Here is a 20,847-nt window from a genome sequence, read left to right as displayed (position 1 = left end):
CGCCATCGGCGCGGCAGGATGAATCAGGAGCAGGCAATCGGATGGTGGACGAAGGCGGTATCGAAAGCCCGAACTACGGCGTGCCCGCCCTCGACAAGGCGCTCGATATCCTTGAGCTTCTGGCCGGCAGCAAGGAGGGGATGACGCTCGGCGAAATCGCAGCGGCGGTCGATCGATCGGTCAACCAGATCTACCGCACGCTGGTGACGCTGGAACGGCGCGGATATCTGTTTCGCGCGCGTCCGTCCGGGCTCTATTTCCTGTCGCTGATGCTGTTCGAGATCGCCCACCGGCAGGAGCCGATGCGCGGCCTGATCGACATGGCGCTGCCGGCGATGCGCAGCTTGAGCGAGGCGATCGGTCAATCCAGCAATCTGAGCATCCATGATGCCGGGCGGGTTGTCGTCATCGCGCAGATCGACAGCCCGAGCCCGTTTGGATTCCGCGTGCGGGCCGGAGCGACGTTTCCGCTGTTTGAAAGCGCCACCGGCCGGATGCTGATGGCTTTCGAGCCGGAAGCCTCGGCGCGCCCCTGGCTCGATCTGTCCATTCCCGAGGCGGAGCGGGCGACCATGCTGGGGCGGCTTGCCCTCATTCGCGAGCAGGGTTTCGAGGAGGATCCGGATAGCCTGCAACCCGGCATAACCGATCTCGCCTTCCCGATCCGGAGCCGCGATGGCCGTGTCGTCGCGGCGCTCACCGTCCCCTATGTCGCGACAAGCTATAGCCGGCGGCCGATCGGCGAGGTCCGCGAAGCGGCGCAGACGGCAGCCGCTGCGATCCATGCCGCGATCCGGGGCGAGGGCACTTAGGCGGGGCCGACCGCGATCCTCTCCAACCGCGAAACCTACCGGAGGGAGCGCGCCGCGCTGACAGAATCTCCGCTGCGAATGCCGTCGGCGGCGTGGCGCCCTGACTGTGTGACGCAACGATGAATGAGCCGGCGAAGTCGATTTCTACTTTGTCTTCGTGTGCTTCGACAGTGATGCACAGGGTAGGTCGCCTGTCACAAAAGATTTGCTTCGAAAATGCATGATCCGCCCAACGAGGAGATCATTGCATGTTGGTACTGGACGGCGTCGCACGACACTTCAACAACAAGGCAGCCGTCAGCGACGTCAGCCTGACGATCGGCTCCGGCAGCTTTGTTGGCGTGATAGGACGCTCCGGCGCCGGCAAGTCGACCCTGCTGCGCATGGTCAACCGCCTGGTCGATCCGACCGCCGGCTCGATCCGCTTTGGCGATGTCGACGTCACCAAGCTTCGCGGCAAAGACCTGCGTGACTGGCGCGCCCGCTGCGCCATGATCTTTCAGCAGTTCAACCTGGTCGGCCGCCTCGACGTCCTGACCAACGTTCTGATGGGCCGCCTCAACACCGTCTCGACGCCGCGCTCGTTGCTGCAGCTCTGGAAGGACGAGGATCGTGCCGTGGCGCTTTCGGCGCTGGAGCAGTTCGATATCTCGGCGCTGGCCGCCCAACGCGCCGACAGCCTTTCCGGCGGCCAGCAGCAGCGCGTCGCGATTGCCCGTGCGCTGGTGCAGGAGCCCGAGATCATTCTCGCCGACGAGCCGATCGCCTCGCTCGACCCGCGCAACACCAAGGTCGTGATGGATGCGCTGCTGCGCATCAATCGCCACTACGGCATCACCGTCATGTGCAACCTCCACTCGCTCGATCTGGCCCGCACCTATTGCGACCGGCTGATCGGCATGTCGGCCGGCCGCGTCGTCTTCGACGGCGTTCCCGAAGAGCTGACCGAGGATGTCGCCCGCGACCTCTACGGCCTCGAGGCCGATGATGTTCTCGATTTCGATCCGGCGGTTGCGCCGGAACGTTTCCGCGGCGCCATCGCCGCCGCGGCCTGATCCCGACACTGCTTCCAAATCGGTGTCGATACGGCACCGCCAAAACCTGGAGACTACCGATGTTGAACCGTCGTACCCTGATCGGCGCCGCCGTCGCTGGCCTTGCGCTGGCCGGCGTGGCTTCGCCCGCCTTCGCCGACTGGAAGGCCGAGTATCCCGAGCTGACGATCGCCGTCATCCCGGCCGAGAACGCCTCGACCACCGCCGACCGTTACCAGCCGCTGGCCGACTATCTCGGCAAGCAGCTCGGCGTTCCGGTCAAGCTGGCGGTTGCCACCGACTACGCCGCCGTGATCGAGGCGCAGCGCGCCGGCAATGCCCAGATCGCCATGTACGGCCCGGCTTCCTATGCCCGCGCCGTGCTGACCGGCGTCGAGATCGATCCGGTCGTCGTGCCCCGTCATTCGAACGGCGCCACTGGCTATTATTCCGTGATCTACACGCTCGCCAACGGCCCCTACAAGTCGATCGACGACCTGAAGGGCAAGACGCTGGCGCTGGTCGATTCCAACTCGACCTCGGGCAACAACGCCCCGCGCTTCTTCCTGCATCGCGATGGCAAGGACGTCGACTCGTTCTTCGGCAAGGCGATCTTCGCCGGCAGCCATGACAACGCCGTCCTGGCGCTCGCCCAGGGCACCGTCGACGCCGCTGCGAATTCCTGGAACTCGGAAGACGATTCCAACCTGACCCGCATGATCTCGAAGGGCATCCTGAAGGATGCCGACGGCAAGCCGATGACGAAGGAAGACTTCCGCATCGTCTTCAAGACCGACTTCCTGCCGGAAGGCCCGTATTCGGTCCTGTCGGCTCTGCCGGCCGACATGAAGGCCCAGATCAAGCAGGCCTTCCTCGACATGCCGAAGAACGATGCCAAGGCTTTCGCGTCGCTTTCTGACGGCAAGGACACCGAGTTCGTCGCCGTCGAGCCGGCAACCCTTCAGCCGGTCATCGACATGGTGAAGTTCAACGACGAGCAGCGCAAGAAGGGCTCCTGAGCCTCTTCCAGCCTTTCGGGAGGCGGCCGGTCTATCCGGCCGCCTTTTTTCGTAACCGGCCGCATGTCGCGGTTGTCCGTCCCGTCGGGGGCGGATGAAGAACAAGCGGAGACGGCCCTTGGCGACCGCCATTGCAAAGCTTCCGGACCAGCAGGCAGCGGCGCTCAGCCGTGCCTATGCCAGTTCCGTCGCGGCCAAGCGGATGAAAACGCTCGGCGCTTTCGCTGTCCTCCTGGTGCTGATCGTCATCAGCGGCCAGATGGCGGATATCCGCCCGTGGAAGCTGATCACGAATATCGGCAATTTCGGCTCCTTCATCGGACGCACGCTGCCGACGCTGACCTTCGGCAACTTCTTTGCCGACCTGGCCAACTGGTACTGGAATTTCGGCGCCTGGTTTCGGCTGCTGGTCGAGACGATCCTGATTGCCTATCTCGGCACGTTCCTGGGCGGCATTCTGGCTTTCTGCCTCTGCTTCTTCGCCTCGGCCAACCTCGTCCGCAACAAGACGACGCGATTCGTCGCCCGGCGCTTCCTCGAATTCTGCCGTACCGTCCCCGATATCGTCTTCGCGCTGATCTTCGTCATCGCCTTCGGCCTCGGTCCGATGGCGGGCGTGCTGGCGCTGACGATCCACACGGTCGGCGCGCTCGGCAAGCTGTTCGCCGAGGTGGTCGAGAACATCGACATGAAGCCCGTAGAGGGACTTCAGGCGACCGGCGCCTCCTGGCTGCAGGTCGTGCGCTTCGGCGTGCTGCCGCAGGTCTCGTCCGGCTTCGCCTCCTATGCGCTGCTGCGCTTCGAGATCAATGTCCGCGGCGCGGGCGTCATGGGCTTCGTCGGTGCCGGCGGCATCGGCCAGGAGTTCCTGATCGCCATTCGCAATTTCTACTACACCGACGTCAGCGCCATCCTCCTGATGATCATCACCACCGTGATCCTGATCGATCTCGGCACGGAGCAGGTCCGTCATCGGCTGATCGGCATGGAGCGCATGCGATGAACACCGCCGTCCCCGCGATTTCTCCTGGCAAGCGCGCCATCCGCGAGACGGCGCTGGCCGATCTCGACGGCCTGAAACAGCGCCACCCGGCCGCCTTCGCCAAGTCGGCGGCGCGGCGGATCCTGATGATCGGCCTACCGCTGGCGATGGTACTGCTGGCGCTAGCCGCCATGGTCTGGCTCGATTTCTCTCTGGTCAGGATCTGGAACGGTCTGCACCGTCTCGGCCAGTTCGCCGTGCTGATGATTCCGCCGGCGCCCGAGGGCCGGTTCATGGCCTTTTCCATCGCGCTCGGGGAGACGCTGGCGATCGCGTTCCTCGGCACGCTGACGGCGGCGATCCTGGCGTTTCCGGTGGCGTTCCTGGCCGCCAAGAACGTCATTCCCAACATCTTCGTCCATTTCGGCGCCCGCCGGACGTTTGACGTGTTCCGCTCGGTCGACACGCTGATCTGGGCGCTGATGTGGATCAACGTGGTGGGCCTCGGCCCGTTCGCCGGCGCGCTCGCCATCGCCTGCGCCGATTTCGGCGCGTTTGGAAAGCTGTTCTCCGAGGCGATCGAGGCGACCGATGGCAAGGCGACCGAGGGCATCGCGGCGTCCGGCGGCAGCAAGGCGCATCAGGTCCGCTTCGGCTTGGTGCCGCAGGTTCTGCCGGTGATCGCCAGCCAGGTGCTCTACTTCTTCGAATCCAACGTCCGCTCGGCGACGATCATCGGCATTGTCGGCGCCGGCGGCGTCGGTGCGTATCTCACCGAACTGATCCGCGTGCTCGAGCTGAAGCAGGTCGCCTTCCTGATCCTGATGATCCTGGTCACCGTTGCGGTCATCGACTTCATCTCGTCCAAGCTGCGCATGGCGGTGATCGGCAAGTCGAAGATGGTGTGAGGGCTGTCCCGAAGGGGCGTGCGTGCTTCGAGACGCCCGCGATGCGGGCTCCTCAGCATGTTGAGTCAGAGGTCTGCGGATAGGTCTTGGCCGTCGCAGGCCTCTTCCTTTTGGAGAAGCTTTCAAACCCAACATGCTGAGGAGCCGCTCGCAGAGCGGCATCTCGAAGCACGCACTATCTTCAACCTCTCCCGTGAGGCCCCTCAGCTCTCGACCACCAGCTCCGTCCGGTCGGCGGAAAAAGCCGCGCGGGTGAACTGGATCGGTGTGCCAGCGGGATCGACATTGACGCTCTCGACCGTCAGCAACAGGCGGCCCGGCGCCAAGTCTAGCTTCTGCGCCTCGTCCGCGCCCGCTGGCCGCGCCGAGATCCGCGTCTCCAGCCGGCGATAATCGCCGACGCCGCAGGCTTCCAACGCCTGCGTCACCGTGCCGACCGCGCGATAGGCATCGACCAGCCCGGCAAAGCGGGGCAGGGGGAAATAGGCGTTGCCGAGCGAGATCGGGCTGCCATCGGCCATGCGGACGGTGTCGAGCCGGACAACCGGCGCGCCTTCCGCGATCGCCAGTGCCTTGGCGACTCCGGGATCCGCCACCGTTTCATGCGTCTCCAGCAGCTTGCCGCCGGCTTCGCGCCCGGCGCGGGAGACGTTTTCCGAGAAGCGCGTGCGGGCGCCGATCGGGTAGGGCAACGGTCTTGCCTCGACGAAAGTGCCGCGCCCCTGCGTCGCCCGCACGAGGCCGCGCGCCGCGAGCTCGGCGAGGCTGCGCCGGACCGTATGGCGGTTGACCGCGAAGCGGGTGGCGAGCTGGCTCTCCGTGGGGAGCTGCATGCCGGCGCGCAGGCGCTCGCTGCGGATATCCGCCTCGATCTCGTCGGCGATCTGCCGCCAGGCGGCGATGCCGCGCCCCCGCGCCACTTCCGTCACGCCGTTGTCGTCGGCCGGGAGCACTGTGTCTGTCATCAAATCGTCACTGGACCTATTCATTTGGTTGTCTATATCATTAGACAACTCGAATGAGAAGCCTCGTAGGTGATGGATCTGGTCATGCGACAGGAAACGAACGGCGCCAAGCCGGCAACCGACCCCGAAATCGCCGCCCGCCAGGCGGTGATGGCGACCTGCACCGGCGCGACGACCGCCGAGCTCGATCACGCCCTGCAGGGGCTCGGCGATATCCCGCCGGCGAGCGATCTGCGCGGGACGGAAAACGGTCTTGTCATGCTGCGGGGCCGGATGGGCGGCGATGGCCGGGCCTTCAACCTCGGCGAGGCGACGGTCACGCGCGCCGCAGTTCGGCTGGAGGACGGCCGAACCGGATTCGCCTACCAGCTCGGCCGCGACAGTGCCAAGGCGCGGATATCAGCCATTCTGGACGCGCTCTGGCAGGGTCAGGAGCGCGCCGCCGTCGAGCGCGTGCTGACGCCGATCCGCGACCGGATCACCGGGGAAACCGCCGCCAAGGCCCGCCGCGTCGCCGCGACCCGGGTCAATTTCTTCACCATGGTTCGCGGAGAGGATTGATGTCCGCCCTCGCTATCACCGCCGGCTTTGCCGATCCCGTCATCGAGGCGCAGGCGCATTTTCACGCGCTGATGAACGCACTGGCGCGTCCGGGTTCGGTCCAGCCTTTCCCGGCAGCCCTCGACGCCCCCGCGCCGCTGACGCGGGAACTCGCCGCCGTCGCGCTGACGCTGGCCGATCATGAGGCGACGCTCTGGCTCGACGAGACGCTCGCCGCCTCGAAGGCGGTTGTCGACTATCTCCGCTTCCATACCGGCGCCCGCCTGGTCGCCAACCCGTCCGACGCCGCCTTCGCGCTGGTCGCCGACGTGGCTGCGATGCCGACGCTCGCAAGCTTCGCGCAGGGGACCGACGAATATCCCGATCGCTCGACGACGATCGTCATCGCCGTCGAGACACTTGCCGCCGGCGGCGATCTCGAACTGATCGGCCCCGGCATCGAGGATCGCACCCGCTTCGATCTCTCGCCCCGGCCTGCCGGCCTTGCCGTTCAACTCGCCGCCAACCGCGCGAAATTTCCGCGCGGCGTCGATCTGGTTTTCGTCGGCGCCCGCCAAGTCGCGGCGCTGCCGCGCACGACACTCGTTTCGGAGGTCTGATCATGTATGTCGCCGTCAAGGGTGGCGAGGAAGCGATCGACAATGCGCATGGGCTTCTCGCCCATGAGCGTCGCGGTCCCGTCTCGGTCCCCGATCTCTCCCCCGACCAGATCGAAACCCAGCTGGCGCTCGCCGTCGACCGTGTCATGGCCGAAGGCTCGCTCTATGATCCGGCCCTGGCCGCGCTCGCGATCAAGCAGTCGCGTGGCGATCTGATCGAGGCCATCTTCCTCGTCCGCGCCTTCCGGACCACCTTGCCGCGCTTCGGCAATGGCGAACCGGTCGATACCGGCGCCATGGCGATCGAACGCCGCATCTCGGCCACCTTCAAGGATCTGCCCGGCGGGCAGGTGCTGGGGCCAACCTTCGATTACACCCACCGCCTGATCGATTTCATGCTGGCGGCCGGCGTCGCTCCGCCGGCACCTGCCGAAGTCGAGACCGATTTCGAGGCGACGCCGCGCGTGACCGACCTGCTCGACGGCCAGGGGCTGATCGAGGCGGAGCTTCCCGATGACACGGCGGAAGTCGGCGATCTGACCCGCGCGCCGCTCGACTTCCCGGCCGATCGCGATCTGCGCCTGCAGGCGCTCGCTCGCGGCGACGAGGGTTTTCTGCTGGCGCTCGGCTATTCGACGCAGCGCGGCTATGGCCGCACGCACCCGTTCGTCGGCGAAATCCGCTTCGGCGAGGTGATGGCCGAGTTCGTGCCGGAAGAGCTCGGCTTCGCCGTGCCGCTCGGGCCCGTCTCGCTGACCGAGTGCCAGATGGTCAACCAGTTCCATGGTTCGGCCGAGCTGCCGCCGCAGTTCACGCGCGGCTACGGGCTGGTGTTCGGCCAGAGCGAGCGCAAGGCGATGGCGATGTCGCTGGTCGACCGGGCGCTCCGGACCCGCGAGTTCGGCGAGGATGTCACCGCCCCGGCGCAGGACGAGGAATTCGTGCTGTCCCACTGCGACAACGTCCAGGCGACCGGCTTCGTAGAGCATCTGAAGCTGCCGCACTATGTCGATTTCCAGGCCGAGCTCGGGCTCGTCCGAAAGATGCGCTCCGAATATGCGGCGCGCCAGCAAGAGCTGAAGGAGGCGGCCGAATGAGCGCCGTGGCAGCACCGCAGGCGAACGGCTACAACTTCGCCTATCTCGACGAGCAGACGAAGCGGATGATCCGCCGCGCGATCCTGAAGGGGATCGCCATCCCCGGCTATCAGGTTCCCTTCTCCAGCCGCGAAATGCCGATGCCCTATGGCTGGGGCACGGGCGGCGTGCAGGTGACGGCGGCGATCATCGGCCCCGATGACGTGCTGAAGGTGATCGACCAGGGTTCGGACGACACCACCAATGCCGTCTCGATCCGCAAGTTCTTCGCCAAGACGGCGGGCGTCGCGACGACGACCGAGACCAGGGACGCGACGATCATCCAGACGCGCCACCGCATCCCGGAACGGCAGCTTACGGAAAAGCAGACGATCGTCTTCCAGGTGCCGATCCCGGAGCCGCTGCGCTTTCTCGAGCCGCGCGAGACCGAAACCCGCAAGCTGCATGCGCTCGCCGATTACGGGCTGATGCATGTGAAGCTCTACGAGGACATCTCGCGCCACGGCCATATCGCTACGACCTACGACTATCCGGTTGAGGTGGCGGATCGCTACGTCATGAACCCGTCGCCGACGCCGAAATTCGACAATCCGAAGATGCACATGTCGCCGGCTTTGCAATTGTTCGGCGCGGGTCGCGAGAAGCGCATCTATGCCGTGCCGCCCTTCACCAAGGTGCGCAGCCTCGACTTCGAGGATCATCCCTTCGAGGTGCAGCGCTTCGACAAACCCTGCGCGCTCTGCGCCGCGACCAACGTCTATCTCGACGAGGTCGTGCTGGATGATCGCGGCGGGCGGATGTTCGTCTGCTCGGACTCCGATTATTGCGAGGAACGTCGGGCCGATGGCCATCGTGGCGAGCTTTCCGGCGAGGCGCCGGGGCTGCATGCGATCGGAGGGGCGTCGTGATGGCCGGTATCTCCGTTCGCAAGGCGACCGAGGCTGACCTGCCGGCGCTGCTCGCGCTCTATGCCCAGCCGGATTTCAACAATGGCCGCGTCACCTCGCTTGAGGTGGCCAGGGCGACGCTCGCTCGCATGGCGCAATATCCCGACTTCGCCGCCTATTGCGTCGAGGCGGATGGCGAGGTCGTCGGCACCTTCTCGCTGATGGTGATCGACAATCTCGCCCATTGGGGCATGTCGTCGGCGCTGGTCGAGAACGTCGTCGTTGCCAGCGGTCATCAGGGCGAGGGCATCGGCCGCGCCATGATCCAGCAGGCCTTTAGGCTGGCCGAAGCGAAGGGCGCCTACAAGGTGGCGCTCTCCTCCAACATCAGGTCGACCCGGGCGCACGCCTTCTACGAAAGCCTCGGCTTCGAGAAATACGGCTTCAGCTTTCGGTTGGAGCCGGTGCCGGGTCCGGGCACTTCTGTCTCCCTCTCCCGCAAAGCGGGAGAGGGTCATGCCGAGACCTCCATCGACGGAGCCGCATCATGATGGCGAAGCTGAACGACAAGCCGCTGCTTTCCGCCCGCAATCTCGGCAAGCATTACGGCCAGCGGCTCGGCTGCCGCGATGTGAATTTCGACCTTTATGAGGGCGAGGTGCTGGCGGTGGTCGGGGAATCCGGCTCGGGCAAGTCGACCCTGCTCAGCCTGCTCGCGACCGAGCTTCGGCCGACCGCCGGCGCCGTCAATTACCGGATGCGCGATGGCCAGACGCGGAACCTGTTCGATCTCACCGAGGCCGAGCGCCGCTTCCTGCTGCGCACCGACTGGGGCTTCGTCCGCCAGGATGCGCGCGATGGCCTGCGCATGGGCGTCTCGGCCGGCGGCAATGTCGGCGAGCGGCTGATGGCGGTCGGCGGCCGGCACTATGGCCGTATCCGCGACACGGCGAGCGACTGGCTCAACCGGGTCGAGATCGAGCCCGAGCGCATCGATGACCTGCCGAAGAGCTTCTCCGGCGGGATGCGCCAGCGTCTGCAGATCGCCCGCAATCTCGTCACCCATCCGCGCCTCGTCTTTATGGACGAGCCGACGTCGAGCCTCGACGTCTCGGTGCAGGCGCGCCTGCTCGACCTGATCCGCGGCCTGGTCTCGGAACTCGGCCTCGCGGTCATCATCGTCACCCACGACCTCGCCGTCGCCCGCCTGCTGTCGCACCGCATCATGGTGATGCGGCAGGGCAGGGTGATCGAGACCGGCCTCACCGACCAGGTGCTGGACGATCCGCGCGAAGCCTACACCCAGCTTCTCGTTTCCTCGGTGCTCGCAGCATGATCCATGATCTCGTCACCCTCGAAGGCGTCTCCAAGGCCTTCACTTTGCATCTGCGCGACGGCATGAAAATCAGCGTCGTCGACAATGTCTCCTTTGGCGTGAAGCCCGGCGAATGCGTCGTGCTCGGCGGCCCCTCGGGCGCCGGCAAATCCTCCATTCTCAAGATGATCTACGGCAACTATCGCTGCGATCACGGCCGCATCCTGGTGCGCGACGGCGAGGAGCAGGTCGATGTCGCCACAGCCGAGCCGCGCCGCATCCTGGCGCTGCGCGGTTCGGTGATGGGCTATGTCAGCCAGTTCCTGCACGTCATCCCCCGTGTATCGTCGCTTGATATCGTCGCGGGCGCCGCGACCGATAGTGGCGTGCCGCAGGCGGAAGCCTGGGCGCGGGCCGAGCGCCTGCTGACGCTGCTGAACGTGCCGGAGCGGCTCTGGAGCCTGCCGCCGGCAACCTTCTCCGGCGGCGAGCAGCAGCGCGTCAACATCGCACGCGGCCTCGCGGCCGACCGGCCGATCCTGCTGCTCGACGAACCGACCGCCTCGCTCGACGCTGCCAACCGCGCCGTCGTGGTGCGGTTGATCGAGGAGAAGAAGCGCGCTGGTGCTGCGATCATCGGCATCTTCCACGATGACGATGTCCGCGAATTGGTCGCCGACCGCATCGTCGACGTGACGGAATTCGCCTCCTCCAAGGCGGCCTGAGAGCTTAGAGCAAACGAGATCGAAATGACCGAACCGACCGAATTCCTGATCGAGAATGCCAGCCTCGTCCTGCCCGACCGCGTGGTGGAAAAGGGCTGGGTCGCCGTCGTCGATGGCGAGATCGCCGAGATCGGCGAAGGCGACGCGCCGGAGCGCGGCATCGACTTTGCCGGCGATCATCTGGTGCCGGGCCTCGTCGAACTGCACACCGACCACCTCGAGGCGCATTTCGCGCCGCGTCCGCATGTCCGCTGGCACGCGCTTTCTTCCGTCATGGCCTACGACGCGCAGATCGCGGCGGCCGGCATCACCACGGTGTTCGACTCGCTGCGCGCCGGCTCGGACGCCGACTCCGCCTCGATCGGCACCGATCTCGCCGTGCTGGCCGCCGCCATCGAGGAGGCCCGCGCCACCGGCCATCTGCGCGTCGATCACCGCACGCATCTTCGCTGCGAGATCGCCTGCGACGACGTCATCGAGCATGTCGAGGCCTATGCCGACCTCTACCCGATCCACATGATGTCGCTGATGGATCACACCCCCGGCCAGCGCCAGTTCAAGGATCTCGAAACCTGGCGCCGCTACTACATGCGCAAGAAGCCGATGTCGGACGAGGACGTGAACCGCTTCGTCGCGGCGCGGCTTGAACAGCACGCCAGCAATGCCGGCCCGAACCGCCTGAAGCTGGTGGCGCTCGCCGCCGAGAAGGGCGCCGTGCTGGCGAGCCATGACGACGCCACGGCGGCGCATGCTTCGGAAGCCGTCGGCAATGGCGTCGCCCTGGCCGAGTTCCCGACGACGCTCGAAGCGGCCGAAGCGCTGAACCAGGCCGGCATCCGCGTGATGATGGGCGGGCCGAATGTCGTGCGCGGCGGCTCGCACTCCGGAAATGTCGCAGCCGAAGATCTCGCACGCGCCGGCTTTCTCGATATTCTGTCGTCGGATTATGTGCCTGCGAGTCTGTTGATGTCCGCCTTCGAACTGCCCCGCCGCATTCCGTCGATCGACTTGGCGGCGGCGATCCGTACCGTGACCCGGACGCCGGCCCGCGCGACCGGGCTGACGGATCGCGGCGCGATCGAGACCGGGCTTCGCGCCGATCTCGTGCGCGTGCATGTCAGCGGCAAGGACAAGGAAAGCCCGACGCCGATCGTCCGCCAAGTCTGGCGCGAGGGCCAGCGGGTTTCATGAGAGCATGACGGGCATGGGTGTACTGGTAGCGGTGGTCGGGCCAAGCGGCGTCGGCAAGGACAGTCTGCTCGGGCATGCGAAGGCGGCTCTGGCGGAGGAGGCCGGGTTCGTCTTCGTCCGCCGGTTGGTGACGCGCGGCGAGAATGCCTTCGAGGACCACGACACGCTGGACGAGGCAGCCTTTGAGAAAGGCGTCGCGACCGGACGGTTCGCCGTGTCCTGGCGCGCGCATGGTCTTGGCTATGCGCTGCCCATCGACACGCTGGATGCGGTCGCCCGGGGCGCGGTCGTCATCTGCAATTTCTCCCGTGGCGCCATCGACGCGGCGCGGGAGAGGTTTCCGGCGGTACGCGTCGTCGCGATCTCGGCGCCGGACGCGGTGCTGGCCGCGCGCCTTGCGGCCCGAGGGCGGGAGAGCGATGAAGCCATCGCGGCGCGCCTTGCGCGCGAGGCGATCTGCGCGAGCGAGATCCAGCCCGATCTGACGATCGTCAACGACCGCCCGATCGAGCAATCGGGCGGTGAACTGGTGGACTATCTCAGGGGCTTGCGGGTCGGCGCTCCGGCCTGACGTCAGCCGGGCTTGCGGGCCCGGACGTGCAGGAAGATGGGCGCCACGCGCGTGTCGGCGATGACAGGCTCGGCGTCTGCCTGGGCCTCGGTCGCCCTCGGCTCGCCAAAGGCCTCGATGACGAGGCCGGCCCCGACGATCATCGCGACCCAGTCGCTCAGCGTGCGATGAAAGCGCGGCACGCGGAAAGGCTCGACCTTGCTCCGCTCTTCCGCCGGCAAGGTCGAGAACCACCAGGTCTCGACGGCGCCGTCGGTCTCCTCGAAATAGTCGGCGACCTCGACGGCACGCGGGATGCCTTCGGCATCGCGAATATTGCGGCGGCGCGGCGACACGAAGCAGGGATGCAGGATCGAGAACTGCAGGAACCCGCCCGGGCGCAGGACGCGATAGGCTTCCCGCAGCACGGCCTGCTGGTTGGGCATGTCCATCAACGACATGAAGGCGGCGGCAAAATCGAAGCTCGCCTCGGCGAAGGGCAGGGCCATGCCGTCGCCATGAAGGTAGCGGATGCCGAGCGGCTCGTGGGCCTCGCTTTCCCGTGCATGGCGAATGAAGGTGGGCGCGATGTCGATCGCCGTCAACTGCGCGCCGAGCCGGGCGAGCTGGCGCGTGTTGGAGCCTTCCCCGCAGCCGATGTCGAGGCCCTGCAGTCCGGCGATTGGCGGCAGCATGGCCAGGAAGGCCGGCGTGTTGAGGGCATCGCGGTAGACATCGTAGCCGGCCCGCGAATGGCGGGTCCAGGCTTCGGCATTGGCTTCCCAGTGCGCGGCGACGGTCGAAGGGTCCATGAGGCTGCTCCTTGCGGTTCGCGGAGGGGCGCGCCTTTCAACAAATCGGACGAGGCCTGTCAAGTTGACTGAGGGTGGCCGCCCGTTGCCGCCGGGTCAGTCCGCGACGGCGTCCCAGGGCAGGTCCGCGACGCGGATCGGCCAGCGCTCGAAGACGAGCGTTTCCTCGTTGTCGGCCGAGCGTTCGAAGACGCGGGCGGCCATGCCGAGTTCGGATGCCGAATGACCGAGATGCTTGGCCATCGACACCGCGACGTCATGCGACGTGAAAGCTCCGATTTGCGACCCGCTCTGGCTCACGATCGCATAGCCCCGGTCTTCATTGGGCTGAACATAATAGACCGCCGAATCGAACACTTAACTTCTCCTTAGGCTCTTCACGACGCTTAACTGAGTCGGTTGGTCGTGTGTGCCTGCAAATGCACGCGAGCCGGGAATTTCGGTCGGTTGGGGAAAGACTGTGTCTATTCGGTTCGTGTCGCCTCGACCGTGGGCTTGCCGGAACCGCCGATTGCCACGAAGGCCAGGACGGTGAGGGTGCTGAGCGCGGCGATGATCGACAGTGCGATCGGATAGCCGAGGTGCTCCGTCATCAGGGCGAAGGCGAAGGGGGCGGCGGACGACACCACCAGCCGCACCGACGTGACGCGGCCGAGTCGCTTGCCATAGCCATCGCTGCCGAAAAGTTCGAGCGGCAGTGTTCCCTGCACGATGCTGGCGAGGCCGGAACTCAGTCCGAACACGATGGCGAAGGCGAAGGCGCCGGCAAGGTTGGGCGCCGTGGCGAGCAGGATCACCGTCGCCAGCGGCAGGAAGGCCGAGGCGATGACGGCGAGCGTCCTCTGCGAAAGCCGGCCGCCAAAGGTCATGTTGGTGAAGCGGCTCAGCACCTGCGCCGGCCCGAACGCCGAGGCGACCAGCACGCTGGCCTTGGCGAGCCCGAGCTCGGTCAGCATCGGCAGCATGTGGACCAGGAAGGTCGAGGTGACGAAGCTCTGGATGGCAAAGCCCAGCAGCATCAGGGCGAACGCCCGCGGCCTGGCGGCCGTCGCGATGACCCCGGCCACGGCTTCGACTGCGCGTGGCGCGTGATCCAGCGGCGCGCGGCGGTCGGAGATCGCGCGTGTCTTTACCATCAGCCAGAAATGCACCGGCAGGCAGAGGAAGAGGTGCATCGCCGTGAACAGAAGGTAGACGTGGTGCCAGTCGAGATGGGCGTGCAGCGCGGTGGTGAACGGCCAGAACAGCGTCGATGCAAAGCCGGCCATCAGCGTCAGATAGGTGATCGAGCGCTGCGCCGTGGCCGGGTTCAATTGCACCAGCAGCGTGAACGACGCGCTGTACTGCACCAGCGTCGAGGCGATCTGGATGGCGATCAGCCCCAGCACCAGCGTCGATGTGTTGCCCGCCATGGCGCAGGCCGCGAGCGCAATGGCGGCTGCCAGCGAGCCGATGGTCATGACCCGCCCGGCGCCGCGCCGGTCGATCCAGCCGCCGACCCAGGGCGCGCAGAGCCCGCCTACAAGCAGCGAGACGGAGAGGGCGCCGAAGATCCATTCGGTCGAGAGCCCGAACTCGCGCGCCATCGCCGGCGCCAGGACGCTGAAGCTGTAATAGAGCGTGCCGTAGCCGATGATCTGGGTCAGGCCGAGGGCGAGGACCGCCGTGCGGGAGTTCATGGAGACTGCCTTGGCGGTCTGGGCGCCAGGGCGCCCGATCGGTTCGGGGGTAGGGTTCTATGCGCGCTCTCGGACGGCAAGAACAGTCCCCTTTCCATATTTTGCTTCCGCTTTCGAGGGTGACGCAGCGGCGGACCCGGAAGGGACGGATGGGGCGAGGGGATCCGGCGCTGCGCTTAGCCGTCGTGTCATTCGAGCGTTACGGGCGGCGGGCTAAGCGGGGGCCGTCGCGCCGGACCGGCGCTCCCTTTCCTTCGTGAGGCTCTCATGAACGCCAAATTCCTCGGCGCCGTCGGCACCTTCGCCGTTGCCGCGCTGCTCGCCGGCCCGGCCGCGGCCGACAAGACCAAGATCGATTTCTGGTTTGGCAATTCGGGCGATATCGCCAAGCGCGTGCAGGAGCAGTGCGAGCGCTTCAACGCCAGCCAGGCCGACTACGAAGTCGTCTGCACCAGCCAGGGCTCGTATGACGCCTCGCTGCAGAACACGATCGCGGCCTTCCGCGCCGGCCAGCAGCCGACCATCGCCCAGGTCTCGGACGCCGGCACGCTCGATATCATGCTGTCGGGCGCCTACTACCCGGCCAACAAGCTCATGACCGACATGGGCTATACGGTCGATTGGAAGGACTATTTCTCCGGCATCGCCAGCTACTACGCGACGTCGAAGGGCGAGATGTACTCCTTCCCCTTCAACTCCTCGACGGCGCTGCTCTATTGGAACAAGGACGCCTTCGCCAAGATCGGCAAGGACCATGCTCCGGCGACGTGGGAAGAAGCGGCGGCCGATTTCAAGGCGCTGAAGGCGGCCGGCTATGCATGCCCGCTCGGCTTCAACATCTCGCGGGATGAGGTCTGGCAGCTCGAAGAGCAGTTCAACGCCATTCATGGCGAGCCGATCGCCACCAAAAAGAACGGCTATGAAGGCCTCGACGCCGAGCTGACCTTCAACAAGGGCAAGTGGGTCCAGTTCGTTCGCGATCTCAAGAGCTGGTACGACAATGGCGAGGCCGTCATCAAGTCGAAGGAAACCGGCCAGACCTTCGTCGAAGCCTTCGCCAATGGCGATTGCCAGGTCATCCTGACCTCCGTCGGTGACCACGGCAATATCGGACGCACCGCCAAGGAAGGCATGAACTGGGACGTCGCCATGCTCCCGGTCTATGAGGGGACGCAGCGCAAGAGCTCGTTCGTCGGCGGCGCCTCGCTCTGGGTGCTGACCGGCAAGTCGGACGCCGAATACAAGGGCGCCGCCGCCTTCTTCGACTTCATCGCTAAGCCGGAAGAGGCCCTGACCTGGTCGACCGTGACCGGCTATATCCCGGTGCGCAACTCCGGCTTCAAGTACCTGAACGAGCAGGGCTTCTACGGCAAGGCTCCCTATAAGGGCCGCGAGCTGGCGATCGAGAGCCTGACGGCTTCGCCGGCCGATGACGCCGCCCCGCATGGCATCCGCCTCGGCGGCCTGCTGCAGATCCGCCAGGAAGTCTCCAACGGCCTGCAGGCGATCTTCATCAAGAACGAAGACGTCCAGGCCTCGCTCGACAACGCCGTCGAACGCGGCAACCAGATCCTGCGCAAGTTCGAGCAGACCTACGCCGGCAAGACGCTTCCCTAGTCTGTCGATCCGAACTCCCACCCCACCCTCCTCGTCCAGGCGGGGAGGGGCACGGGAGGCCGGGCGGAACGTGGCCCGTTCACGTTCCGCCTATTCCTCGATCCGGCCATGGACCCATGCGCCGCGCCGGATCCAGGCCGCCGTCGACCCATCGCGGGGCGCCGGCCGCCTGCAGAATGAGACCGTCCGATGGAAAAGCGCGCTACCTTCTCCTCCACGAGGATCGGCCTGCTGTTCGCGCTGCCGATGCTCGTGCTGATCTTCGTCTTCTTCTACTGGCCGAGCGGCCAGGCGCTCTATTGGGCCTTCACGCTGGAACAACCCTGGGGCGGCGGCAACACCTGGGTCGGGCTGCAGAATTTCCGCCAGCTGCTGAGCGATCCCTATTACTGGGGCGCCATTTCGCGCAGCATGGTGTTCGGCCTGGGGTCGACGGGCATCGCCATGGGCGTCGCGCTGCTGCTGGCGCTGTTCACCGATCGCGAGATGCGCGGCCACAAGGCCTATCGCAGCATCTTCATCTGGCCCTATGCGATCGCCGCTCCGGCGCTCGGCCTGGCCTTCCGCTTCATCCTCGCGCCCGAAGCCGGCTTCCTGTCGCTGATCAACCAGATCTGGCCGGGCCTGTGGAATCCGGCGCTCGACGGCACCGATGCGATGATCGCGGTCATCATCGCCTTCTCGTGGAAGTATATCGGATACAACTTCATCTTCTTCCTCTCGGCGCTGCAGAGCATTCCCCGCTCGCTGATCGAGGCAGCGGCGATGGATGGTTCCGGCCCGATGCGCCGCATGTGGGACATCCAGCTGCCCCTGCTGACGCCGACGCTGTTCTTCCTGCTCGTGATCAATATCACCGAGAGCTTCCAGGACAGTTTCGGAATCGTCGACATCATGACCCAGGGCGGCCCCGCGAGGGCGACCGAACTGATGGTCTACAAGATCTATTTCGACGGCTTCAAAGGCCTCGATTATTCCGGCGCCGCAGCGCAGTCGATCATCCTGATGGGCCTCGTCGTCCTCCTCACCATCGTGCAGTTCCGCTTCATCGAGCGGCGCGTGCACTACAAATAGGGGCGGATCCGATGGTCGAACGCACGCCAATCTTCAACGCCGTCTGCCAGATCGTTCTCCTGATCGGCCTGCTGACGGTGCTGTTTCCCTTCGTGATCGTCATCGTCGCGGCGACGCACGACATCCGCGCCGTCAACACGGTGCCGATGTCGCTGGTGCCAGGCTCCGACCTGCTCACCAACCTGCACGAAGCCTGGGTCCGGGCCGATCTCGGCCGCAAGCTGATCAATTCATTCGTGTTCGCGGGCACGGTGGCGGCGGGCAAGGTGCTGCTGTCGTCGATGGCGGCCTTCGCCATCGTCTATTTCCGCTTTCCCGGCCGGATGCTGATGTTCTGGGTGATTTTCGTCACCCTGATGCTGCCGCTCGAAGTGCGCATCGTGCCGACCTATGCGGTGGCGGCCAACGCCCTGGCGCCGTTCCAGGCGATCCTGGATATCACCGGCATCTCCTGGCTGATCCACGCCATCTCCGGCCTGCAGGTCAAGCTGGAATGGGGCCTGCTCAATTCCTACCCCGGCCTGATCCTGCCGCTCGTCGCCACCGCGACCGGTACCTTCCTCTACCGCCAGTTCTACCTGACGGTGCCGGACGAACTGGCGGAAGCCGCGAAGATGGATGGCTCGGGTCCCGTCCGCTTCTTCGTCGACATCCTGTTTCCACTGTCCAAGCCCAACATGATCGCGCTGTTCACCATCATGTTCGTCTGGTCGTGGAACCAGTATCTCTGGCCCTTGCTCATCACCACCGATCCGAATTTCGGCATCGCCGTGACCCAGCTGAAGCACCTCATTCCCTCCGAATTCGGCTTGCCGGACTGGAACGTCGCCATGGCGGGGACGCTCATCATCATGGCGCCGCCGCTCATCGTCGTGATCGTGATGCAGCGCTGGTTCGTGCGCGGCCTGATCTCGACCGAGAAGTAGAAGGACAATCCGATGTCATCGATCGCCATCAAGGGCGTCAAGAAGGCCTATGCCAGGAACGCGGTGGTGCACGGGGTCGACCTCGAGATCGCCACCGGCGAGTTCATCGTCATCCTGGGTCCGTCCGGCTGCGGCAAGTCCACCTTGCTGCGCATGATCGCCGGGCTGGAAGAGATCTCCGGCGGCGAGATCTGGATCGACGGCAAGCTGGTGAACAAGATGGAACCCCGCGAGCGCGGCTGCGCCATGGTTTTCCAGAACTACGCGCTCTATCCGCACATGACCGTCGCCGAGAATATCGGCTATGCGCTCAAGGTCGCCGGCGTGCCGAAGGCCGAGCGGGCGAAGCGGGTCGCCGCCACCGCCAAGGTGGTGGGCCTCGAAGCCTTCCTCGACCGTCGGCCGGCCGCCCTTTCCGGTGGCCAGCGCCAGCGTGTCGCCATGGGCCGCGCCATCGTGCGGGAGCCCAAGGTGTTCCTGTTCGACGAGCCGCTCTCCAATCTCGACGCCAAGCTGCGCGTCGCCATGCGCGCCGAGATCCGCCGCCTGCATCGCCGACTCGGCGCCACCTCCGTCTTCGTGACGCATGACCAGACAGAGGCGATGACGCTGGGCGATCGCCTTGTTGTCATGAATGGCGGCCGGATCGAGCAGGTCGGCACGCCGGCCGAGGTCTATAACCGTCCGGCCACCCGCTTTGTCGCCAATTTCGTCGGCTCGCCGTCGATGAACCTGATGGAAGGCGCGATCGATCGGCATGGCGTCTTCATCTATGACGAGCAGCGTCGCATCCCGCTGCCGGGCGCGATCGACGCCCGCCTGGTCGGCCACAAGGTCACGCTGGGCGTCCGCGCGGAAGCTGCCCGGCTCGTCACCCCCGGCACGCCCGGTTCGCTCCCTGCCACAGTGGACTTCATCGAGGAACTGGGCGCCGGTCGGGTCGTGCACACGGATTTCGACGGCCTTTCATTCGCGGTCGCGCTCAGCGGTCCCGCTTCCTTCGAGACGGGCGACGCCGTCGGCATCCAGATCGATCCGGCCGATATCCACCTGTTCGCCGCCGACACGGGCAAGCGCATCGACGCCCTCACGTCACAGTCGCTCGCTGCCGCCTCCCTTTGATCCCCGTTTCGAGAGACCAGCCATGACGAAAGATCTGATCACGCATATCGGCTTCGCCACCACCTCCGGGGAGGGCGACATGAACCATATCGAGGCGTCGCTCGCCCGCATCGTCGAACTCGGTGCCGATGTCGCCGAACTGTCGCTTTGCGGCGACGACCTGATTTCCGGCGGCCGGGTGCTCGAAGCGCGCGCCAGGCGGCTGGTGGATATCTGCGCCAAGTTCCCGCTGCGCTATACGGTGCACGGCCTGATCGTTTCCAATTTCATGGACGCCCCGAACCTCGAATTCCAGATGGCCGCCGCCAAGGCGATGGTCGAGCTCAGCCATCGCGTCGGATCGGACACGCTGGTCCATCACAGCGGCCATGCCCCCATGGCGCCGGCTCGCGTCATCGCCGGCTATGACCGGATGCAGGAAGACGCGCTGAAGGAACTCGCCGATTTCGGTGGCAAGCATGGCGTCCGTATCGCGCTCGAGAACATCTTCGCCGTCGATGACGAGATGTATCGCCAGCAGCCTTCCGACGTCGCCGCGACCGTCCAGGCGATCCACCATCCCTATCTCGTCGCCACCATCGATTTCGGCCACGCCTATATCGAGGCGACCCGGACCGGCGGGGATTTGCTGGCCGAGGTCGCGGCGATGGGGCCGGTCGCCGGCCATCTGCATGTGCATGACAGCTTCGGCCGCCCCTACACCATGTCGAAATTCTACCACCAGAGCGAGGCGATCGCGCTCGGGATCGGCGATCTGCACCTGCCGCTCGGCTGGGGCGACCTGCCGTGGGAAAGCGTGTTCGACACCATCGACGTACTGCCCGGCACGGCCCTGATCATGGAGATCGGCGAACGCTTCGATGCCGACCGCGCCGAGTCGATCGAACGGGCTCGCGTGCTCGCCGCCCGGCTCAACGCTCGGCATGCGGCCGCCCGCGCCGCCTGAGGTCTGCCTGGCGCGGGATGATCGTC

The 20,847-nt window shown here is 65.9% G+C and carries 23 protein-coding genes; 19 read left to right on the top strand and 4 right to left on the bottom strand.

Annotated elements, in window-relative coordinates:
* The first annotated feature begins 41 nt into the window (after positions 1-41).
* The 5 genes from OSH10_RS11980 (at position 42) to phnE (OSH10_RS11960) (ending at position 4,755) form a co-directional block, all read left to right on the top strand.
* Positions 42-812: an IclR family transcriptional regulator gene (locus OSH10_RS11980; RefSeq protein ID WP_266331978.1), complete on the top strand. Its 771-nt coding sequence runs from the start codon at positions 42-44 to the stop codon at positions 810-812.
* Positions 813-1,060: 248 nt separating this feature from the next.
* The gene (phnC, locus tag OSH10_RS11975) at positions 1,061-1,867 is read left to right on the top strand and encodes a phosphonate ABC transporter ATP-binding protein (RefSeq protein WP_266331976.1); all 807 of its coding nucleotides are present in this window, start codon (positions 1,061-1,063) and stop codon (positions 1,865-1,867) included.
* Positions 1,868-1,926: 59 nt separating this feature from the next.
* On the top strand, positions 1,927-2,865 hold the full coding sequence (gene phnD, locus OSH10_RS11970) for a phosphonate ABC transporter substrate-binding protein (RefSeq protein ID WP_266331975.1): 939 nt from the start codon (positions 1,927-1,929) through the stop codon (positions 2,863-2,865).
* 118 nt (positions 2,866-2,983) lie between these two features.
* A complete protein-coding gene (gene phnE / locus OSH10_RS11965; protein WP_266331974.1) occupies positions 2,984-3,868 on the top strand; it encodes a phosphonate ABC transporter, permease protein PhnE in 885 nt (294 codons plus the stop codon).
* On the top strand, positions 3,865-4,755 hold the full coding sequence (gene phnE, locus OSH10_RS11960; RefSeq protein ID WP_266331973.1) for a phosphonate ABC transporter, permease protein PhnE: 891 nt from the start codon (positions 3,865-3,867) through the stop codon (positions 4,753-4,755). The genes phnE (OSH10_RS11965) and phnE (OSH10_RS11960) overlap by 4 nt, the downstream gene beginning before the upstream one ends.
* Positions 4,756-4,958: 203 nt before the next feature.
* Here the strand turns inward: phnE (OSH10_RS11960) and phnF are convergent, their stop codons facing one another.
* A complete protein-coding gene (gene phnF, locus OSH10_RS11955; RefSeq protein WP_266331972.1) occupies positions 4,959-5,720 on the bottom strand; it encodes a phosphonate metabolism transcriptional regulator PhnF in 762 nt (253 codons plus the stop codon).
* A gap of 84 nt (positions 5,721-5,804) precedes the next feature.
* Between phnF and phnG the strand changes: the two genes are divergently transcribed.
* From phnG to phnN, 9 genes are read left to right on the top strand one after another with little or no spacing between them, the layout of a single operon-like run.
* Positions 5,805-6,281: a phosphonate C-P lyase system protein PhnG gene (gene phnG, locus OSH10_RS11950; RefSeq protein ID WP_266331970.1), complete on the top strand. Its 477-nt coding sequence runs from the start codon at positions 5,805-5,807 to the stop codon at positions 6,279-6,281.
* Positions 6,281-6,880, top strand: coding sequence for a phosphonate C-P lyase system protein PhnH (gene phnH / locus OSH10_RS11945; protein ID WP_266331968.1), 600 nt, complete (start codon positions 6,281-6,283; stop codon positions 6,878-6,880). Before phnG ends, phnH begins: the two co-directional genes overlap by 1 nt.
* Positions 6,881-6,882: 2 nt before the next feature.
* Complete coding sequence (locus OSH10_RS11940) at positions 6,883-7,977, top strand: carbon-phosphorus lyase complex subunit PhnI (RefSeq protein WP_266331967.1); 1,095 nt, start codon at positions 6,883-6,885, stop codon at positions 7,975-7,977.
* Entirely contained in the window at positions 7,974-8,885 is a 912-nt protein-coding gene (locus OSH10_RS11935) for an alpha-D-ribose 1-methylphosphonate 5-phosphate C-P-lyase PhnJ (RefSeq protein WP_266331965.1), read from the top strand. Before OSH10_RS11940 ends, OSH10_RS11935 begins: the two co-directional genes overlap by 4 nt.
* Positions 8,885-9,415, top strand: coding sequence for a GNAT family N-acetyltransferase (locus tag OSH10_RS11930; RefSeq protein ID WP_266331964.1), 531 nt, complete (start codon positions 8,885-8,887; stop codon positions 9,413-9,415). The genes OSH10_RS11935 and OSH10_RS11930 overlap by 1 nt, the downstream gene beginning before the upstream one ends.
* Entirely contained in the window at positions 9,412-10,200 is a 789-nt protein-coding gene (gene phnK / locus OSH10_RS11925) for a phosphonate C-P lyase system protein PhnK (RefSeq protein ID WP_407660708.1), read from the top strand. The genes OSH10_RS11930 and phnK overlap by 4 nt, the downstream gene beginning before the upstream one ends.
* Entirely contained in the window at positions 10,197-10,904 is a 708-nt protein-coding gene (gene phnL, locus OSH10_RS11920; protein ID WP_266331963.1) for a phosphonate C-P lyase system protein PhnL, read from the top strand. Before phnK ends, phnL begins: the two co-directional genes overlap by 4 nt.
* Positions 10,905-10,928: 24 nt before the next feature.
* Complete coding sequence (locus OSH10_RS11915; RefSeq protein WP_266331961.1) at positions 10,929-12,095, top strand: alpha-D-ribose 1-methylphosphonate 5-triphosphate diphosphatase; 1,167 nt, start codon at positions 10,929-10,931, stop codon at positions 12,093-12,095.
* A gap of 13 nt (positions 12,096-12,108) precedes the next feature.
* Positions 12,109-12,666, top strand: a complete 558-nt coding sequence (gene phnN / locus OSH10_RS11910) for a phosphonate metabolism protein/1,5-bisphosphokinase (PRPP-forming) PhnN (RefSeq protein WP_266331960.1) — start codon at positions 12,109-12,111, stop codon at positions 12,664-12,666.
* A gap of 2 nt (positions 12,667-12,668) precedes the next feature.
* On the opposite strand, the gene OSH10_RS11905 is transcribed toward phnN, so the two are convergent.
* The 3 genes from OSH10_RS11905 to arsK all read right to left on the bottom strand — a co-directional run bounded on the left by OSH10_RS11905 (position 12,669) and on the right by arsK (position 15,136).
* Positions 12,669-13,457, bottom strand: coding sequence for a class I SAM-dependent methyltransferase (locus OSH10_RS11905; protein WP_266331959.1), 789 nt, complete (start codon positions 13,455-13,457; stop codon positions 12,669-12,671).
* Positions 13,458-13,553: 96 nt separating this feature from the next.
* Positions 13,554-13,814 carry a hypothetical protein gene (locus OSH10_RS11900; RefSeq protein ID WP_266331958.1) on the bottom strand — a complete coding sequence of 87 codons (261 nt, stop codon included), beginning with the start codon at positions 13,812-13,814 and terminating at the stop codon, positions 13,554-13,556.
* Between the two features lie 107 nt (positions 13,815-13,921).
* Positions 13,922-15,136, bottom strand: coding sequence for an arsenite efflux MFS transporter ArsK (gene arsK, locus OSH10_RS11895; RefSeq protein ID WP_266331956.1), 1,215 nt, complete (start codon positions 15,134-15,136; stop codon positions 13,922-13,924).
* Positions 15,137-15,403: 267 nt separating this feature from the next.
* On the opposite strand from arsK, the gene OSH10_RS11890 reads away from it, so the two are divergent.
* From OSH10_RS11890 to OSH10_RS11870, 5 genes are all read left to right on the top strand, one after another.
* Complete coding sequence (locus tag OSH10_RS11890; RefSeq protein ID WP_266331955.1) at positions 15,404-16,753, top strand: extracellular solute-binding protein; 1,350 nt, start codon at positions 15,404-15,406, stop codon at positions 16,751-16,753.
* Positions 16,754-16,942: 189 nt separating this feature from the next.
* The gene (locus tag OSH10_RS11885; protein ID WP_266331954.1) at positions 16,943-17,827 is read left to right on the top strand and encodes a carbohydrate ABC transporter permease; all 885 of its coding nucleotides are present in this window, start codon (positions 16,943-16,945) and stop codon (positions 17,825-17,827) included.
* A gap of 11 nt (positions 17,828-17,838) precedes the next feature.
* On the top strand, positions 17,839-18,753 hold the full coding sequence (locus OSH10_RS11880) for an ABC transporter permease subunit (protein ID WP_266331953.1): 915 nt from the start codon (positions 17,839-17,841) through the stop codon (positions 18,751-18,753).
* Positions 18,754-18,765: 12 nt separating this feature from the next.
* Positions 18,766-19,875, top strand: coding sequence for a sn-glycerol-3-phosphate import ATP-binding protein UgpC (locus OSH10_RS11875; RefSeq protein ID WP_266331952.1), 1,110 nt, complete (start codon positions 18,766-18,768; stop codon positions 19,873-19,875).
* 22 nt (positions 19,876-19,897) lie between these two features.
* Positions 19,898-20,821, top strand: coding sequence for a sugar phosphate isomerase/epimerase family protein (locus tag OSH10_RS11870; RefSeq protein ID WP_266331950.1), 924 nt, complete (start codon positions 19,898-19,900; stop codon positions 20,819-20,821).
* Positions 20,822-20,847 lie beyond the last annotated feature (26 nt).

Origin of the sequence: Kaistia defluvii (assembly GCF_026343955.1) — a bacterium.
In the GTDB taxonomy this organism is placed as follows: domain Bacteria; phylum Pseudomonadota; class Alphaproteobacteria; order Rhizobiales; family Kaistiaceae; genus Kaistia; species Kaistia defluvii.
Note: the sequence above shows the minus strand (reverse complement) of the source record. Positions and strands in the feature narration are given on the sequence as shown.

Excerpts from the sequence above, each read along its gene's own strand:
- phnC (WP_266331976.1), top strand. The coding sequence starts at position 1,061 with ATGTTGGTACTGGACGGCGTCGCACGACACTTCAACAACAAGGCAGCC.
- OSH10_RS11915 (WP_266331961.1), top strand. The coding sequence starts at position 10,929 with ATGACCGAACCGACCGAATTCCTGATCGAGAATGCCAGCCTCGTCCTG.
- OSH10_RS11940 (WP_266331967.1), top strand. The coding sequence starts at position 6,883 with ATGTATGTCGCCGTCAAGGGTGGCGAGGAAGCGATCGACAATGCGCAT.
- phnE (WP_266331973.1), top strand. The coding sequence starts at position 3,865 with ATGAACACCGCCGTCCCCGCGATTTCTCCTGGCAAGCGCGCCATCCGC.
- OSH10_RS11980 (WP_266331978.1), top strand. The coding sequence starts at position 42 with ATGGTGGACGAAGGCGGTATCGAAAGCCCGAACTACGGCGTGCCCGCC.
- OSH10_RS11885 (WP_266331954.1), top strand. The coding sequence starts at position 16,943 with ATGGAAAAGCGCGCTACCTTCTCCTCCACGAGGATCGGCCTGCTGTTC.
- phnD (WP_266331975.1), top strand. The coding sequence starts at position 1,927 with ATGTTGAACCGTCGTACCCTGATCGGCGCCGCCGTCGCTGGCCTTGCG.
- phnH (WP_266331968.1), top strand. The coding sequence starts at position 6,281 with ATGTCCGCCCTCGCTATCACCGCCGGCTTTGCCGATCCCGTCATCGAG.
- OSH10_RS11890 (WP_266331955.1), top strand. The coding sequence starts at position 15,404 with ATGAACGCCAAATTCCTCGGCGCCGTCGGCACCTTCGCCGTTGCCGCG.
- phnK (WP_407660708.1), top strand. The coding sequence starts at position 9,412 with ATGATGGCGAAGCTGAACGACAAGCCGCTGCTTTCCGCCCGCAATCTC.
- OSH10_RS11935 (WP_266331965.1), top strand. The coding sequence starts at position 7,974 with ATGAGCGCCGTGGCAGCACCGCAGGCGAACGGCTACAACTTCGCCTAT.
- OSH10_RS11870 (WP_266331950.1), top strand. The coding sequence starts at position 19,898 with ATGACGAAAGATCTGATCACGCATATCGGCTTCGCCACCACCTCCGGG.
- OSH10_RS11880 (WP_266331953.1), top strand. The coding sequence starts at position 17,839 with ATGGTCGAACGCACGCCAATCTTCAACGCCGTCTGCCAGATCGTTCTC.
- phnL (WP_266331963.1), top strand. The coding sequence starts at position 10,197 with ATGATCCATGATCTCGTCACCCTCGAAGGCGTCTCCAAGGCCTTCACT.
- phnN (WP_266331960.1), top strand. The coding sequence starts at position 12,109 with ATGGGTGTACTGGTAGCGGTGGTCGGGCCAAGCGGCGTCGGCAAGGAC.
- phnF (WP_266331972.1), bottom strand. The coding sequence starts at position 5,720 with ATGACAGACACAGTGCTCCCGGCCGACGACAACGGCGTGACGGAAGTG.
- arsK (WP_266331956.1), bottom strand. The coding sequence starts at position 15,136 with ATGAACTCCCGCACGGCGGTCCTCGCCCTCGGCCTGACCCAGATCATC.
- OSH10_RS11930 (WP_266331964.1), top strand. The coding sequence starts at position 8,885 with ATGGCCGGTATCTCCGTTCGCAAGGCGACCGAGGCTGACCTGCCGGCG.
- OSH10_RS11875 (WP_266331952.1), top strand. The coding sequence starts at position 18,766 with ATGTCATCGATCGCCATCAAGGGCGTCAAGAAGGCCTATGCCAGGAAC.
- phnG (WP_266331970.1), top strand. The coding sequence starts at position 5,805 with ATGCGACAGGAAACGAACGGCGCCAAGCCGGCAACCGACCCCGAAATC.
- OSH10_RS11905 (WP_266331959.1), bottom strand. The coding sequence starts at position 13,457 with ATGGACCCTTCGACCGTCGCCGCGCACTGGGAAGCCAATGCCGAAGCC.